Here is a 15,437-nt window from a genome sequence, read left to right on the forward strand (position 1 = left end):
CAGGCGTAGCGTGGGACCCACCCCAGTCCCTATGCATCGGAGGCACGGATGAGCCGGCTCGACGAGATCCCCTTCACCACGATGGACGGCGGCACCGCCTCGCTCTCCGACTACGAGGGCAAGGCCGTGATGATCGTCAACGTCGCCTCGCGATGCGGCCTCGCGCCCCAGTACGAGAAGCTCGAGGCGCTGCAGAAGCAGTACGGCGACCGCGGCTTCACGGTCATCGGGTTCCCGAGCAACCAGTTCCTGCAGGAGCTCTCGACCAATGAGGCGATCTCGGAGTACTGCTCCACCACATGGGGCATCACGTTCCCGATCGTCGACCGGGTGCGCGTCAACGGCAAGAAGGAGCACCCGCTCTACACCGAGCTGAAGCAGACACCGGATGCCGACGGCAAGGCCGGCAAGGTCAGCTGGAACTTCGAGAAGTTCCTCGTGGGCGCCGACCGCAGCGTGCAGCGGTTCCGCCCGCGCACCGAGCCCGACGCGCCCGAGGTCATCGAGGCCATCGAGGCCTCGCTGCCCGCCGCGGAGTCGGCGAGCGAGTCCGCCGCCGCGGCGGCCGAAGCGGAGTAGCCCCGACCGTGGTGCTTGTGCGGCCCGCGACGGTGGCGGATGCCCCGGTGATCGCGAGCGTGCACTGGCGGAGCCACCAGACCACGTACGTCGAGCCGGGGCGGGTCGCTCGCGAGGTCGTCGAGAACTGGACGATGCGCGATCGCGTGCTCGCATGGACGGCGAACACGGCGATCTCGTCGGGCGTCTATCCGCCGCCCGACGGATTCCGACCGATGCGCGTGTGGGTCGCCGAGGTCGACGGCGAGGTCATCGGCTGGGCGAACACGAGCGATGGTCGCGACGCCGATGCTCCTCGCGATCTCGAGCTCGAAGGGCTCTACGTGCTCGACGAGCACAACGGAACGGGTGTCGGGCAGGCGCTCGTCGACACCGCGCTGGGTGATCGACCCGCCTACCTGTGGGTGCTCGACGGCAATCCGCGTGCCCAGGCCTTCTACCGCCGAAACGGCTTCGCGCCCGACGGCACCGAGAAGGTCGACGACCTCTGGCACGTGCACGAGCTCCGTCTCGTGCGCTGACCGCGCCGGCCGTCAGGCGCGCGTCGCGCCGCGGAACTCGGGCGTGGTCCAGACCTCGGCGAGGCGCACGACGGTCGCGGCGGCCGCGGCCATCTCCTGCACCGACGCCCACTCGCGCACCGAGTGGAATTCGTGTCCGCCCGTGAAGAGGTTCGGCGTCGGAAGTCCCATGGCGCTCAGCTGCGAGCCGTCGGTGCCGCCGCGGATCGACGTGCGGAGCGGATCGAGCCCCTCGGCCCGGATCGCCAGCTCAGCGGCATCCGTCACCTGCGGGAACAGGTCGACGAAGCTGCGCATGTTGGGGTACTGCGCGGTGATCTCGACCGTGGCGCGGGCTCGCGGCTCGCGGGAGATCACCTCGTCGACGGTGCGCCGCAGCACCTCGCCGTGCGCGGCCAGCAGCTCGTCGTCGAAGTCGCGCAGGATCGTGCGGATCACGGCGTGCGCCGCGGAGCCCTGCACCTCGTAGACGTGGATGAACCCCTCGCGCCCCGACGTGCGCTCCGGGGTGAGGTCGGCGGGCAGCGCGGCGACGATCTCGGCGGCGAGCCTGGCGGCGTTCACGAGCTTGCCGGTCGCGAAGCCGGGGTGCACCTCGTGGCCCTCGATCGTGACGATGCCCTCGGTGGCCGAGAACGTCTCGTCCTGCAGCTCGCCGATCTCGGATCCGTCGACCGTGTAGGCGCAGAGGGCGCCGAAGCCCTCGACGTCGAAGCGGTGCGCGCCGCGTCCGATCTCCTCGTCGGGCGTGAACGCGAGGCGCAGGGTCGGGCGGGGCAGCTCGGGGTGGGCGAGCAGGTGCGCGACCGCCGTCAGGATCGCCGCGACGCCGGCCTTGTCGTCGGCGCCGAGCAGGGTGTCGCCCGAGCTCGTGACGAGGTCGTGGCCGAGGTGGTCGAGCAGGTCGGGCATGTGCTCGGGGTCGAGGGCTGTGCCCCCGCGGGGCAGCGTGATGACGCCGCCGTCGTACTCGCGGTGCACGATCGGCTCGACGCCGTCGCCGGGTGCGTCGGGGCTCGTGTCCATGTGCGCGATGAGGCCGATGACCGGCACGGGGCCGGATGCCGCGTCGATCGTCGCGGGCAGCGTGGCGTAGACGTACCCGTCGCCGTCGAGCACCGCGTCGTCGAGTCCGAGCGCGAGCAGGTCCTCGAGGAGCACGCGACCGAGGTCGAGCTGGCGGGCGGAGCTCGGGCTGCCCTCGCCGTCGCGATCGGACTGCGTGCCGACGCGCACGTAGCGACCGAAGCGCTCGAGCAGCGAAGGTGCGAGCGACTCGGCGAGGGGTGAGGTGAACGGGGCGGGGGATGCGGCAGCCATCAGTCCAGCGTGCCACAGCGCACGGCGAGCACGAACGGCGGATGCCTCGGGGCGCGAGCACCCCGAGGCATCCGGTTCCCCGTGGTCGCGGCGGTCAGCAGCGCCGCGACCCGGTCTCAGCCGACGGTCACTTGCTGACCTTCACCGTGATCGGCTCGCTCGTGGTCGTGCCCGCGGCATTCCGGAACTCGACCGTGTAGACGTACGTGCCCTTCGGCTTGCCGCTCAGCTCGAGTGTCGCGCGCTGCGCTGCCGGCGTCGCGGCCGGGAGCGTGCCCTCGCCGACGACCGTGCCGTTCTCGAGGAATCGGTACGACGTCGCGTTCTGGCCCCACCACAGGTTGGCAGTGAGCCGGAAACGTCCGTCGCCGTCCCGGTTGTCGTGGCTCAGCACCGGCTTCGACGGATTCGCGTCGCGCACCTTGACGGTGAGTGCCTTCGTCGAGGTCGAACCCTTCGAGTTCAGGAGCTCGCCGACGAACGTGTACTCGCCGTTGCCGAGCCCCTGCACCGGCACGACCACGCGCTGGGCCTGCGGCGTGTGCGGCTCGAGCCGCGTGGTGTGCACGAGCTCACCGTCCCGGTACAGCTTGAACAGGCTCGCGTTCTCGCCCCACCACAGGTTCATGGTGACGTCGAAGTCGCCGTCCTGCAGCCCGGTGTCCCAGCCGTTGTTCGAGGAGAGCACGCCGACGGCCGGTGCGGCGGTGGCGCCGTCGTCGGTCGGCACCTCGGGTTCCTCCGGGAACATGGCGGTGGCGAGCGGTGTCACCGTGAGGGAGACGAGTTCGGCGGTGCCGCCCTCCGCCCAGAGGCCGAGCTCGTCGGCGCCCGCGTTCGGGAACACCTGGTCGGTGATCGTCGTGCGGCCGTCGGCCGAGAAGACCTCGACCGAGGATCGATCCACGTAGACCGTGACGGCCAGGCGGCCGTCGTCCAGCGCGACCGGTGCGTCGTCGAGCGACGCGAACGCGGGATGGAAGTCGGTGTTCCCCGACTCCCGGCGGTCGACGAAGAGCCGGCCGCCGTCGTAGCCGATGCGCGTCGACGCCTCGCCGTCGCCCAGCACGCTGAGCCCGAACGCCTCGGCGTCGCCCTGCTCGAACACGGCATCGACCTTCAGCACGTCGCCCGCGACCTCGTCGAGCGTCACGGTGCCCGCCTCGATCGCTTGCGGGCCAACGGTCACCGCGTCATCCGACTGCTCGAGGCCCTCGAACTCGGGCACGACCCGCTGCACGAGACGCGGCCCGCGCTCGGTCGACGTGAGGGCGACCTCGCGCGGCAGCGCCATGGCGCTGCGCCACGATCCCGTCGGGATGTCGTTCGCGTAGTCCCAGTTGTTCATCCAGCCGAGCATCACCCGCCGGTCGTCGGGGGCGTTCGAGAACGAGACGGTCGCGTAGTAATCCTTGCCCCAGTCGAGCCAGTCGTAGCCCTCGATGCGCGGCGCGGCCGCGGCATCCGCGAACATCACCTGGTCGACGAGTACGTGCCCCCACCCGAACCGGTTGTTGTCGACGATGCGAACGGATGCCTCGCGCCCGGCGTACTCCGCGACGTCCCAGCTCACCCAGTCGAGGCTCTCGCTGTTACGCCCGGTCGCCGTGCGCACGACCTCGCCATCGACGACGAGGTTGACGGAGGTCTCCTCGGATCGCGGCAGCGCCGCCTCGGCGCCGAGCACGAGGTGGTCGACGGTGAGGTGGCCCCAGCCGCCGTTCGTGCCATCGTGCACCTGGAACTGCGCGTCGCGGCCGGTGAATTCGGTGACGTCCCACGCCTTCCAGTTGAGCGCACCGCCGTCGGCGCCGGTGGCCGTGCGCACGATCTCGCCATCGACGACGAGTCGAGCCTCGAGCGTGCCGTCGAGTCGCTTGCCGCCGCCGAGGAGGAACGAGAGGTGGTCCTCACCGGGCTGGATCGTGAACGACGGCGAGGTGAGGTCGCCGAGGTTGTCGTCGCCCTTCGGCCCGGACTCGAAGGTGTTGATCCGCTTCTGTCCGAGGTAGTAGTCGCCGCCCTGCGTGGAGGGGCTGCGGCTGGGGTCGGTCGCGAAGTCGCCGGTGGCCTCCCACCCGGTGTCTGCGAGTGTCGTGCCGTCGGGGAATTCGAAGCCGTCGAAGAGCAGGCGTCCGGCGGGCGCCTCGTTGTCCAGTCGGGTGCCGTCGACGTGCGGGTGGTTTCCGCCGCCCACGAGCAGGTTCACGAACGGGTCCTCGATGGTGAAGGTCGGGGACTCCACGGTGCCGACGGGCCAGTCGAAGTCGTTGAACCCGTTGACCAGCCCGGCGCCGACGTAGCCGGTCACCGGGTTCTGGCCGGCCAGGGTTCCGGCGGCCGGGGCATCCGCGAACGGGCCGTTCTTCCAGTTGCCCGGCTCGTTGGCGACGGTCCAGCCGTCGTAGGTGCCGTCGTCGAACCCGGCGAAGACCTCGCCGGCGGGCAGCGTGTCATCGCTGACGGTGCTCTCGGAGGTGAATGCGGTGCCGTCGAAGTCGCCCACGAAGTACTGGCCGCCGGAGCCCCCGGCGACGCTGCCCGGGTTGAGGTTCACGACGAGCACCCACTTGGTGTTCGTCGGGTCGCCGTCGACCGCGAGCGGGAAGAGGTCGGGGCACTCCCAGATGCCGCCGGTCGCGTTCGCCGGTCCGAAGTCGCTGAGGTGCGTCCAGGTCTTCAGGTCGTCGCTCCGGGAGAGCACCACCTGGTACTGCAGCGCCTCGACGGCCGCCATGACCCAGTAGGACTCACCCGTCTCGGGGTTCGTGTAGCGGAACACCTTCGGGTCGCGGAAGTTCGCCGATGCGCGGTCGTACACCGGGTTGCCGTCGTACTTCGTCCAGGTCTGCCCGTGGTCGGTGCTGTACGCGAGCGATTGCGCCTGCCGGCCCGCGAGCGTCGGATGCGCCGCCGTGTAGGCACTCGTGTAGTTCGCGACCATCGGCGGATTCTCGGCGGTGCCGAAGCCGCTCGTGTTCTGCTCGTCGACCACGATCGAGCCCGAGAAGATGTCCTCGATGGCGACGCCGTCGGCGTCGAAGGTCTGTGGGATCGCGAGCGGCTGCTCCTCCCAGTGCGTGAGGTCGGCACTCGTGGCGTGGCCCCAGCTCATGTTGCCCCAGCGCGTGCCGGAGGGGTTGTGCTGGAAGAACAGGTGCCAGGTGCCGTCCTCGTACACGAGCCCGTTCGGGTCGTTCATCCAGTTGCGCTCTGGTGAGAAATGCACCGCCGGTCGGTACTGCTCGGTGGCGGGGTCGGGTGCGAGGTCATCGGCGGATGCCGCCGTCGCCGGGCCTCCGAGGAGGGAGACGGTGAGGGCGGCGACGGCTGCGAACGCCACCGCCATCCCACGCGTTGATATCGTCGTCATCGATCGATTCGCCTTTCATCGCGTGGCTCTCGAGGGAGCCATGACATCGTTGTCAGGTAGACGAGCGCGACACTACGCAGTGTCCGGCGGACATTGCAAGCCCCGATCAGCTGGAGAAGCCCGGCCCCTCCGGCGGTCGGCGCAGCAGGGCGCCCTCGTGGCGAACCGTCGCCGCGGCGATCGCCATGGCCTCACCGAGGGCGGCCGACCACGCGGCATCCGAGCGGGGCATGCCGTCGACGGCGATGCGGTGCACGACGGCCGAGAGCGTCGCGTCGCCGGCACCCATCGTGTCGATCACCCGTCCGGGCAGGTCGACGATGCCGGCTCTGACCGCGATCGGACCATCGTGCACGCGAGCGCCATCCCGACCCTCGGTGGCCAGGACGGCCGGACCGGGCTCATCGACCTGCGCACCCGAACGAAGTCGAGCGACGAACTCGTCGAGCGGAGCCTCGAGCAGGAGCTCTGCGTCCTCGTCGCCGACCTTGACGAGCAGCGCCTCGCTCGCGAGTCGCTCGAAGCCTCGGAGGAACTCGCCCCGGTCGTGCAGCATGCCCGATCGTGGATTCGCGTCGATGACGAGCCGCTCGTGCGGGCGCTCGACTGCGGTGCGGAGCTCGGCCGCCTGGTCGATGTCGTCGAACGGGAAGCAGCTCACGACGACCAGGTCGGCCGCGTCGAGCGCCGTGCGGGCCTCCTCGTCGAACCGGATGCGCCTCGCCCTGGCCGCGTCGTTGAACTCGTACCTGGGCTCGCCGCCATCTGAGCGGTCGGACACCGCCCGGGACGTGCCGAGCTCAGACGGGCTCGCGACGAGTCGCACCCGATGGTCGGCGAGGTACTGACGGATGCGACCACCGGCCTCGTCGTCGCCGAGCATCGCGAGCAAGGTCACGTCCACACCGAGGAGCGCGAGCCCGACGGCGACGTTCAGTGCGGCACCGCCGACGAACTCGCGGGTGCCCGACGGGCCGCGCAGTTCGTCGATGAGGGCGTCGCCGATGACGACGATGCGATGCGGGCGTGCCTCGACCGAGGTGTCGAGCGTCATCGTGCGCTCGCCCGCGGCGGCAGTTCTCCGCTGCCTCGCTCGATGAGGCGTGTCGGCACGATGGTGCGTGCGGCCGGTGACTCGTCGCCGTCGAGACGGGCGAAGACCCGCTCCGCGGCGATGCGCCCGATCGCGTGCGGATCCTGGGCGACGACGGTCACGCCGGGCACGAGCAGGTCGCCGAGCGGCACGTCGTCGAAGCCGACCAGCGCGGTGTCGAAATGCCGATCGAGTTCGCGCAGTGCGCGAATCACGCCGATCGTCACGAGGTTCTGCGCGCTGAAGATGGCGGTGGGCGGTTCGTCGGCGTCGAACAACGCGAGCGTCGCCCGTCTGGCCGTCTCCTCGTCGTGGAGCCCTTCGATGACCGGGGCATCGCCGGTCGCGATGCCGGCGCGGCCGAGTTCGTCGAGGAACCCGCGTCGGCGCTCCTGCGCGGTGCGGATGTCGTGCCGGTCACCGAGGTAGGCGAGGCGTCGGTGACCGTGCGCGATGAGATGGCGGGTCGCCAGCGCGGCTCCGGCCGTGTTGTCGCTGACCACGGAATCGGAGGCGACGCCGGCGGGCTGGCGGTCGACGAAGACCACCGGTGTGCCGCGCCGCAGTTCGGGGGCGAGGTAGCCCTGGTTCTCGGACACGGTCGTGAGGATGAGGCCGTCGACCCTGCGGCGGAGGAAGGCCGAGACGGCGGCCTGCTCGCGTTCGGGGTCGTCGTCGAGGCTCGAGGCGAAGACCGCGACGCCGCGGGCCAGTGCGGCATCTTCGACCGCCCGGTGCACGGCGCCCGCGAACGGGTTGTCGACGCTGCCGACGAGCAGCCCGAGTGTGCGCGTGCGACCGTCGGCTCGTCGCAGGTTGCCGGCGTGCAGGTCGGGTTCGTAGTCGAGCGACCGGGCGGCCTTCAGCACCCGCTCGATGGTCGCCGCCGAGACGTTGGGTTCGCCGTTGATGACCCGCGAGACGGTCTTCACCCCGACGCCCGCCAGCGTGGCGACGTGGCGCATCGTCGGACGGGCCCGGGAACGGGCGTCGGCCGGGAGGGACTCGTCCGGGCGCCCGGCGTTGCGCTCGGCTGCCGTCGGTTCCGCGTCTGACAACGGTGTCACGATTTGATCTCCAATGTGCGGTGTCGGCTTGACTATACACAGGCACATGGGCTAGACCTAACGCTGACATCGTTGTCAATGGGGCAACGGTTCCACACACCAGAGGAGATTCACCGATGAATCACGCAGCTCCCGGCGCAGTCCGACGCCGCCTCATCGCAGCCGGCTCGCTCACGGCGGTCGCGGCACTCGCGTTCACCGGATGCGCCTCGTCGGGCGACAGCGCCGACGGCGGCTCGGGCGGCGACGACACGATCGGCGTCTCGCTCATCGTCAAGACGACCACCAATCCCTTCTTCGTCGCCATGCAGGAGGGCGCGCAGACCGCCGCCGAGAAGCTCGGCGTCGAGCTGACGCTCGCCGCCGGCAAGGAGGACGGCGACGAGGACACGCAGATCCAGGCCGTCGAGAACGCGATCTCGAAGGGCGATGCGGGCATCCTCATCACCCCGAACGGCCCAGGCGTCGAGGACGCGCTCGTCAAGGCCCGCGATGCCGGCCTCTATGTCATCGCGCTCGACACGCCGCCGGCCGATCCCGAGGCCGTCGACATCACGTTCGCGACCGACAACTTCGAGGCCGGTCAGGAGATCGGCGCGTGGACGGCCGCCAAGCTCGGCGGCGAGAAGGCCACCATCGCGATGATCGACCTCTTCGACGACAAGATCGTCTCGGTCGACGTGCAGCGCGACCAGGGCTTCCTCGACGGCATGGGCATCGACCTCGGCGACGACGCCGCCAACGGCGACGAGGACCCGAGCGGCAGCTACAGCGGCGGCGACTACGAGATCGTCGGCAACGAGGCATCCCAGGGTGCTGAGGACGGCGGCCGCACCGCGGCCGAGACGCTGCTCTCGAAGAACCCCGACATCAACGTCGTCTACACGATCAACGAGCCCGCCGCGTACGGCGCATACGAGGCGTTCAAGGCAGCCGGCAAGACCGACGGACTCATCGTGGTCTCGGTCGACGGCGGCTGCGCGGGCATCGACGCCGTCGAGCAGGGCATGATCGGCGCCACGAGCCAGCAGTACCCGGTCAAGATGGCCGAACTCGGCGTGCAGGCGATCTTCGACCTCGTCGACACCGGCACCACGCCGGAGGTCTCCGAGGGGCTGGACTTCTTCAACACCGGAGTCGCCCTCGTCACCGACGACCCCCAGGACGGCGTCGAGTCGATCGACACGGCCGAGGGTGGAGACATCTGCTGGGGCTGATCGCCGCAGGCCGCATCGCACGGTGATTCCGGGAGGGCGGATGCCTCGATCGGGGCATCCGCTCTCCTGAACCTCAATCCCGCCCCACGAAATCGGAGCACAACGTGAGTCAGCACACGACACCCTCGCCGGCAGCGCCGGCGAACCGCACCCCAGAGGGCGAGCCGCCGACGTCGGCGCTCGACCTGGCCGAGGAGTTCCTCGACCGCACGACCCCGCTCAGCCGCATCCGGAACACCCTGCATCGCTACCCGGCAGTCAGCCCGGCCATCGTGCTCGCCCTGTCGATCATCGTCTTCGGCCTGCTCAACGACCGGTTCCTGAACCCGGCGAACCTCTCGCTCATCACGCAGCAGGTCGCCGTGGTCGGCACCCTCGCCGTCGCGCAGACGCTCATCATCCTCACGGCCGGCATCGACCTCTCGGTCGGCGCCGTCATGGTGCTGAGCTCGATGGTCACGGCGCAGACGACCGTGCACCTCGGCGTGCCGGCCGTGATCGGGCTGCTGCTCGGCCTGATCGTCGGCCTCGGCGCGGGAGCCCTCAACGGCCTGCTCGTCACCAGGCTGAAGCTGCCGCCGTTCATCGTGACGCTCGGCACGCTCAACATCTTCATCGCGCTCACCCTGCTCTACTCGAGCGGTGCAACGGTGCGCGGCGGCGAGATGCCGCCGCTGCTCACGTGGACCGGCTCGGTGATCGCCCTCGGCGGCGTCAACATCACGGTCGGCGTGCTCATGATGCTGCTGCTCTACGTCGTGATCGCGTTCATCCTGCAGAAGACGGCCTGGGGTCGTCACGTGTACGCGGTCGGCGACGACCCCGAGGCGGCGCGCCTCGCCGGCATCAGCGTGAACCGCGTGCTCATGAGCGTCTACCTCGCCGCCGGCGCGATTCTCGCGCTCGGCGCCTGGATCCAGATCGGGCGCACGAACGCGGCCTCGCCGAACGCGGGCGCCGACCTCAACCTCGACTCGATCACGGCCGTCGTCATCGGCGGCACGAGCCTCTTCGGCGGTCGCGGCACCGTCTGGGGCACCCTGCTCGGCGCGCTCATCGTCGGGGTCTTCCGCAACGGGCTCTCGCTCGCCGGACTCGACGTCCTGTGGCAGACCTTCGCCGTGGGCGTGCTCATCATCGTCGCCGTCTCCGTCGACCAGTGGATCAGGAAGGTGCGGAAATGACCACCGAAGACCAGGGCGCGGTGCGCCCCGAACCGTCCTCGCCCGCCGGCAGCCCGTCGGGCATCGGCGCACTCGCCGACGGCACGGCACCAGGGTCCGACGCGACATCCGCTCGCGCCGCCGCACCCGCTCGCGCCGCCGTCGCGGAGCGCGAACCGATCCTCCGGGCCCGACGACTCGTGAAGACCTTCGGCCGGGTCGTCGGACTCGACGGCGTGAGCCTCGAGCTGTACCCGGGCGAGGTGCTCGCGATCATCGGCGACAACGGTGCCGGCAAGTCGACGCTCATCAAGTGCCTCACCGGCGCCGAGATCCCCGATGAGGGCGAGATGTGGCTCGAGGGGAAGCCGGTGAGCTTCAAGCGTCCGCAGGACGCGCGGGATGCCGGCATCGAGACGGTCTACCAGAACCTCGCCGTCTCGCCGGCCCTCGACGTGGCCTCGAACCTGTTCCTCGGGCGCGAGCTGCGCAAGAAGGGCATCCTCGGCTCGGTGTTCCGGGTCGTCGACCAGAAGGGCATGCGACAGCGTGCCCGCGATGAGCTGCGCGCCCTCGGCATCTCGACCCTGCAGGACGTCACCGTGCCCGTCGAGAACCTCTCGGGCGGTCAGCGCCAGGCGGTCGCGGTCGCGCGTGCCGCGGCCTTCGGATCGCGGGTCGTCGTGCTCGACGAGCCGACCGCCGCGCTCGGCGTTCGCGAGTCGAACCAGGTGCTCGAGCTGATCCGTCAGCTCCGGGATCGCGGGATCCCGGTCATCCTCATCTCGCACAACATGCCGCACGTCTTCGACGTCGCCGACCGCATCCACATCCAGCGGCTCGGCAAGCGCGCGGCGACGATCACCCCGCAGTCCCACTCGATGACCGACGCCGTGGCCATCATGACGGGTGCGGCGACCGAATGAGCGAGGGCGAGCGAGCGGATGACCCGCAGCACGTCGTGCGGCTCATCGCCGAGTTCACGGCTCGATCGGGTCGCGAGGAGGAGGTCGCGCGCCTCCTCCTCGCGCTCGCCGACGACGTGCGGCGCGAACCGGGATGCCTCGAGTTCGCCACGCACCGCGTCGTCTCCCCGCCTGCTGGAGTCGACGTCGCCCACGGGCCGGCGCCGATCGGCACGCGCTTCGTCGTGACCGAGGCCTACCGCGACGAGGCGGCGTTCGCGGCGCACCTCGCGGCGCCGTACGGCTCGGTCTTCAACGCGGCGCTCGGCCCGCTCATCGTCGAGGACGGCTCGGTGCTCACGTTCCTCGCGCGGGACTGATCGCTCCGCAGGCCCGCCGTCTCGGAGGGGCGCGTCGGCCGCGCGCCGCCTCCGAGCCACCGGGCGGGTAGCGTTGTCGCGACCCCGAGGAGCACCACCGCATGAAGCCCGGACCCAGGCGCAGCATCAGCCAGGCCGACATCGTCGACGCCGCATTCGAGATCTTCGAGGAGAAGGGCGGCGACGCCGTCTCGATCCGCGGGGTCGCCGCGCGCCTCGGCCTGACGCCCACGGCGATGTACACGTACTTCACGTCGAAGAACGCGCTGCAGCGGGCCATGGTCGAGCAGGTGTTCTCGGGGCTCGACCTCGCCGCGGCATCCGACCCGTCCGTGCCGTGGCGCACGCGCGTGCAACGGCTCGCGGCAGACCTGCGAGCCCGGTTCGCCGACCACCCGGGCGCGATCGTGCTCGTGGCCAGCGGCCCGCTCGACGGCCGGCATGCGCTGACCTTCAGCGAGACCCTGCTCGAGGGCTTCACGGGCGAGGGGATGCCGCTGGCCGACGCCGCACGCGCCTCAGCCGCGGTGCGGGCCGCCGTGCTCGGCGCGATCACGCTGGATGCCGCTGCGGCGGGCGCCGACGCCGACGCCGCGGATGCGCCCGCGGCACTCTGGATCGAGGCCACCCAGCATCCGCTCACCGAGGCGGCCGCACTGCTCGCCGAGCCCGACCCGTTCGCCGCGAACCTGGATCGCCTGCTCGACGGCCTCGGCCTCGCGCCCGCGGCGACGCCCGCCGAGTAGCGCTTCGCTCCTCGACCGGCCACTGCGACCGGCAGACGCGCGCCTCCTGACACGCGACGAGGCGCCGACCCCGAAGGGCCGACGCCTCGTCGTGGCATCCGTTCGGATCAGCCCTGCGGGGCGGTGATCTTCAGGAGTGCGGCGCGGTTGCCGAGCAGCGGGAGCTGCACGTCGACGCCCGTGCCGTAGGCGACACCCGAGTCGGCCGGGTTGCCCGTGCCGAGCACGGTGAACCCGAGGTCCTCGCCGTACAGCTCGGTCGCGGGGGTGCCGTCGGGGTTGACGATGCGCGTCGTGTACGGCGCGTCGCCGATCGAGGGCACGACGGCCGAGCCGTTGGCGTAGCGCCAGAACAGCGAGCCGTTGCGGAACTCGAACCCGGGCGCCCAGCCCTGCTTGTCGGTGAAGGACTTCACCGCGGGCAGTGCTGGCACGTCGGTGCAGTACTCGGTGAGGGCGGCGTCGGTGATGCACTCCTTGAAGGGGTACGTCTTCTGCACGCCGAAGGCCGCGTTCGAGGACTGCGCCCTCGACGGCATGTTCTTCAGCGTCGTCGGGTCGACCGTGGCCGCGGCACCCGTGCGTCGCAGCGGGTCGAAGTGGCTGTCGACGATCAACAGGCCGCCCTTCGCTCCACCGCTCGGCAGGGCCGTGAGGTTGGACTGCACGTGGTTCGTGTCACCGTAGGTGGTGTCGCGGTACCAGACCAGCGCGCCGGGGGCGTTGTACTTGATCTTGTCGACCTTCCACGCGCCCTCGTCGGTCTGGTACACCGTGTCGTAGGCGTACTTCAGGCCTTCGTCGAACCCGTCGAAGTTGCGCCACTCGACCATGTAGTACTGCGCCTTGGTCGAGGTGCCGGAGTCGATGCGCCAGCCCGGTCCGGTGGTGCCGGCCCACGAGGCGACCGTCTTGGTCCAGCCGTTCTCGCCGCTCTCGACGTCGTCGGTCCACGTGGCCGAGCCGTTGCCGGTCACCGCGAAGTCATCGGCGAACCATCCGCGATCCTGGTAGGCCGCGTCGGTCGCGAGCCGCAGGCGTACGCCGATCGACTTGCCCGCGTAGGCGGACACATCGATGTAGTCGTGGCGCCAGCCGTCGGACGAGCCGGTGAGGCCGTACGTCTTGCCGCCGAACGTGGCGAGGTTGCCGTTGGGGTCGGGATAGCCGTCGGGCGTGGTGACCTCGGTGCCGTCTTCGGCGAACACCTTCTGGTCGGTCCACGTCGTTCCGCCGTCGGTCGAGATCTCGACGAAGCCGTAGTCCCAGTCCTCCTCGATGACGTAGTCGTTCCACATCCAGAACTTCGCGTCGGCCGCGCCCGCGGGCACGTCGATGTCACGGGAGATCCGGATGTCGCCCCAGTCCTGGTCGGCGCCCGTGTACCAGGCGTTCGCGCCGCTGTGCGGCGTGGTGAGCGTCTGGATCTTGTCGGGCAGGTTGATCTTCACGCCGTCCTGCGTGCCCTTGAGCGGGCGCGAGTTCTGGCCGACCAGCACCGACTTCGCCTTGTCGCCGGGGTTCACGACGAGCGGGTCGGCCCAGCCGAGCACCCACTTGTCCCAGAGGCCCATGTGCGTCGGCATCGACTGGAAGATGGGTCCGGCGTGCGAGCCGGACGACATGAGGTCCCAGAAGTCGATGTCGGAGTCGCCGACGTTCGAGGTGTCGTAGAGGTCGGGCAGGCCGAGGTCGTGGCCGTACTCGTGCGCGAACACGCCGACGCCCGAGTCCTCGGGCTGCACGATGTAGTTCGACAGCTTGAGGTCGGTGCCGGGGATGGCGGCGCCGCCTGCGACAGCGGAGGAGTGGGCCCAGATGGCGTAGGTGCCCTCGTCGCCGCCGCCACCGGACTTGTCGGCTCCGGCGTGCACGAGCACGACGTGGTCGATCACGCCGTCGGGCTCGTTGTAGTCGCCGTCGCCGTCACGGTCGCCCTGGTCCTCGATGTCGTAGTCGGCCCAGGGGAAGTCCGGCTGCGCGGCAGCGAGCGCCGCGACCGCGTCGATGGGCAGCTGGCCGGCTCCGAGCGGGTTGTCGGGGTGGCCCTGCATGTCCTGGATCGCGCCGGCCTCGTAGACGCCTTCGTCGTTCAGGTGGCAGACGCTCGCGCCGTAGTACGCCTCGGAGTGCGGCACCGTGACCCACGGGGTCGCCGTGCCGGTCACGGTGTAGGCGCCCTGCGACATCTCCTCGTACATCGCCTTCATCGTGTAGCCCGAGATGTCGATGCCCTTCTTGCCATCGGGGCCGGTGAGGTCCTTGCGCACGCGTTCGGTGATGCCCTTCTTCGAGAAGAGCATGTCGTTGTAGTGCTTCGGCGAGAAGTCGGGCACCCACATCGAGTTGTTGTCGAGGTTCGACAGGTCGGCCGGGTCGGGGAGGTTGTTGTGGAGCGGTCCGCTCTGCACATCACCCGGCTTGCAGTCGGTGGCGCCGAACGCCGTCGGCACCTGGACGCCGCTGAAGTCGTCGGCCGCGTTCTCGTCGAACTCGACGAGGATCGTCAGCAGCTTCGCGGTCTGGGTCTCCTTGGCCGACTTGTACAGGCTCTTCAGCCACTTCGGGCTCTTGCCGCTCTTGAGCGACTTCGACTCGAGCTTGGCGAGTCCCGCCGCTGCGACCGGGTTGCCCGCCGTGAACTTGCGCTCGAGCGCGTCGGCCTTGACCAGGGCGGCCTGCTGCTCCTGCGCAGTGACTCCTTCGTCGACCGTCCGATCCACGCCGAACGCGGCCTCGGCGCGCGGCTCGACGTAATTCATGTAGTACTCCGAGTCGCCGATGATCGGCGCCTCGTATGGTGCTGCTGCAGCGGACGAACCGACCACTCCCGTTGCCGCCAATGTGGCGGCCGCGAGCGCGATGACCGGAACGATCGCCACCGCGCGCTTTTTCGCACGCGTGGAGATTCCAGACATTCTTCTCCCCTCGATGCGACCGGCGGGGGATCCCGGGTCGCGACGTCGTCCGTCGGTAGGCGGACGTACTGGGGAATCTAGCTGTGACCAGTTCGGGGGGTAAACCCCGAACCTATGGATTCGCAGAATATTTGCGCAGAAGGCGCTGTGATGTC

12 protein-coding genes are annotated in these 15,437 nt (G+C 70.1%); 7 read left to right on the plus strand and 5 right to left on the minus strand.

All coding sequences use genetic code 11. The features are described 5' to 3' along the window. The first annotated feature begins 48 nt into the window (after positions 1 to 48). Positions 49 to 579 (plus strand): glutathione peroxidase, encoded by a 531-nt coding sequence (locus ABIC29_RS13875; protein ID WP_116080160.1) that lies wholly within the window; start codon positions 49 to 51, stop codon positions 577 to 579. 8 nt (positions 580 to 587) lie between these two features. Further along, positions 588 to 1,100 carry a GNAT family N-acetyltransferase gene (locus ABIC29_RS13880; RefSeq protein ID WP_354246214.1) on the plus strand — a complete coding sequence of 171 codons (513 nt, stop codon included), beginning with the start codon at positions 588 to 590 and terminating at the stop codon, positions 1,098 to 1,100. 12 nt (positions 1,101 to 1,112) lie between these two features. On the opposite strand, the gene pepT is transcribed toward ABIC29_RS13880, so the two are convergent. The 4 genes from pepT to ABIC29_RS13900 all read right to left on the minus strand — a co-directional run bounded on the left by pepT (position 1,113) and on the right by ABIC29_RS13900 (position 7,851). Continuing rightward, positions 1,113 to 2,420: a peptidase T gene (pepT, locus tag ABIC29_RS13885; RefSeq protein ID WP_116080162.1), complete on the minus strand. Its 1,308-nt coding sequence runs from the start codon at positions 2,418 to 2,420 to the stop codon at positions 1,113 to 1,115. A 127-nt stretch (positions 2,421 to 2,547) separates the two neighbouring features. Beyond that, positions 2,548 to 5,763 (minus strand): GH32 C-terminal domain-containing protein, encoded by a 3,216-nt coding sequence (locus tag ABIC29_RS13890; protein ID WP_354246216.1) that lies wholly within the window; start codon positions 5,761 to 5,763, stop codon positions 2,548 to 2,550. A 136-nt stretch (positions 5,764 to 5,899) separates the two neighbouring features. Next, entirely contained in the window at positions 5,900 to 6,847 is a 948-nt protein-coding gene (locus ABIC29_RS13895) for a PfkB family carbohydrate kinase (protein WP_116080164.1), read from the minus strand. Then, positions 6,844 to 7,851: a LacI family DNA-binding transcriptional regulator gene (locus tag ABIC29_RS13900; protein ID WP_116080165.1), complete on the minus strand. Its 1,008-nt coding sequence runs from the start codon at positions 7,849 to 7,851 to the stop codon at positions 6,844 to 6,846. Before ABIC29_RS13900 ends, ABIC29_RS13895 begins: the two co-directional genes overlap by 4 nt. Positions 7,852 to 8,069: 218 nt before the next feature. Here ABIC29_RS13900 and ABIC29_RS13905 point away from each other — a divergent pair, with 218 nt between their 5' ends. From ABIC29_RS13905 to ABIC29_RS13925, 5 genes are all read left to right on the plus strand, one after another. Then, entirely contained in the window at positions 8,070 to 9,170 is a 1,101-nt protein-coding gene (locus ABIC29_RS13905; RefSeq protein WP_055854298.1) for a substrate-binding domain-containing protein, read from the plus strand. Between the two features lie 185 nt (positions 9,171 to 9,355). After that, positions 9,356 to 10,354: an ABC transporter permease gene (locus ABIC29_RS13910; protein ID WP_055860453.1), complete on the plus strand. Its 999-nt coding sequence runs from the start codon at positions 9,356 to 9,358 to the stop codon at positions 10,352 to 10,354. After that, the gene (locus ABIC29_RS13915) at positions 10,351 to 11,259 is read left to right on the plus strand and encodes an ATP-binding cassette domain-containing protein (protein ID WP_116080166.1); all 909 of its coding nucleotides are present in this window, start codon (positions 10,351 to 10,353) and stop codon (positions 11,257 to 11,259) included. Before ABIC29_RS13910 ends, ABIC29_RS13915 begins: the two co-directional genes overlap by 4 nt. Continuing rightward, positions 11,256 to 11,618, plus strand: a complete 363-nt coding sequence (locus ABIC29_RS13920; protein WP_116080167.1) for a putative quinol monooxygenase — start codon at positions 11,256 to 11,258, stop codon at positions 11,616 to 11,618. The genes ABIC29_RS13915 and ABIC29_RS13920 overlap by 4 nt, the downstream gene beginning before the upstream one ends. Before the next feature lie 101 nt (positions 11,619 to 11,719). Next, on the plus strand, positions 11,720 to 12,364 hold the full coding sequence (locus ABIC29_RS13925) for a TetR/AcrR family transcriptional regulator (RefSeq protein WP_354246221.1): 645 nt from the start codon (positions 11,720 to 11,722) through the stop codon (positions 12,362 to 12,364). A 107-nt stretch (positions 12,365 to 12,471) separates the two neighbouring features. Here the strand turns inward: ABIC29_RS13925 and ABIC29_RS13930 are convergent, their stop codons facing one another. Continuing rightward, entirely contained in the window at positions 12,472 to 15,246 is a 2,775-nt protein-coding gene (locus tag ABIC29_RS13930; protein ID WP_354246224.1) for an immune inhibitor A domain-containing protein, read from the minus strand. Positions 15,247 to 15,437 lie beyond the last annotated feature (191 nt).

The organism is Agromyces sp. PvR057 (genome assembly GCF_040547485.1).
Lineage (GTDB): Bacteria > Actinomycetota > Actinomycetes > Actinomycetales > Microbacteriaceae > Agromyces.

Coding starts and splice junctions, on each gene's coding strand:
- ABIC29_RS13895 (WP_116080164.1), bottom strand. CDS start 6,847: ATGACGCTCGACACCTCGGTCGAGGCACGCCCGCATCGCATCGTCGTC.
- ABIC29_RS13915 (WP_116080166.1), top strand. CDS start 10,351: ATGACCACCGAAGACCAGGGCGCGGTGCGCCCCGAACCGTCCTCGCCC.
- ABIC29_RS13920 (WP_116080167.1), top strand. CDS start 11,256: ATGAGCGAGGGCGAGCGAGCGGATGACCCGCAGCACGTCGTGCGGCTC.
- ABIC29_RS13905 (WP_055854298.1), top strand. CDS start 8,070: ATGAATCACGCAGCTCCCGGCGCAGTCCGACGCCGCCTCATCGCAGCC.
- ABIC29_RS13925 (WP_354246221.1), top strand. CDS start 11,720: ATGAAGCCCGGACCCAGGCGCAGCATCAGCCAGGCCGACATCGTCGAC.
- ABIC29_RS13875 (WP_116080160.1), top strand. CDS start 49: ATGAGCCGGCTCGACGAGATCCCCTTCACCACGATGGACGGCGGCACC.
- ABIC29_RS13900 (WP_116080165.1), bottom strand. CDS start 7,851: ATGCGCCACGTCGCCACGCTGGCGGGCGTCGGGGTGAAGACCGTCTCG.
- pepT (WP_116080162.1), bottom strand. CDS start 2,420: ATGGCTGCCGCATCCCCCGCCCCGTTCACCTCACCCCTCGCCGAGTCG.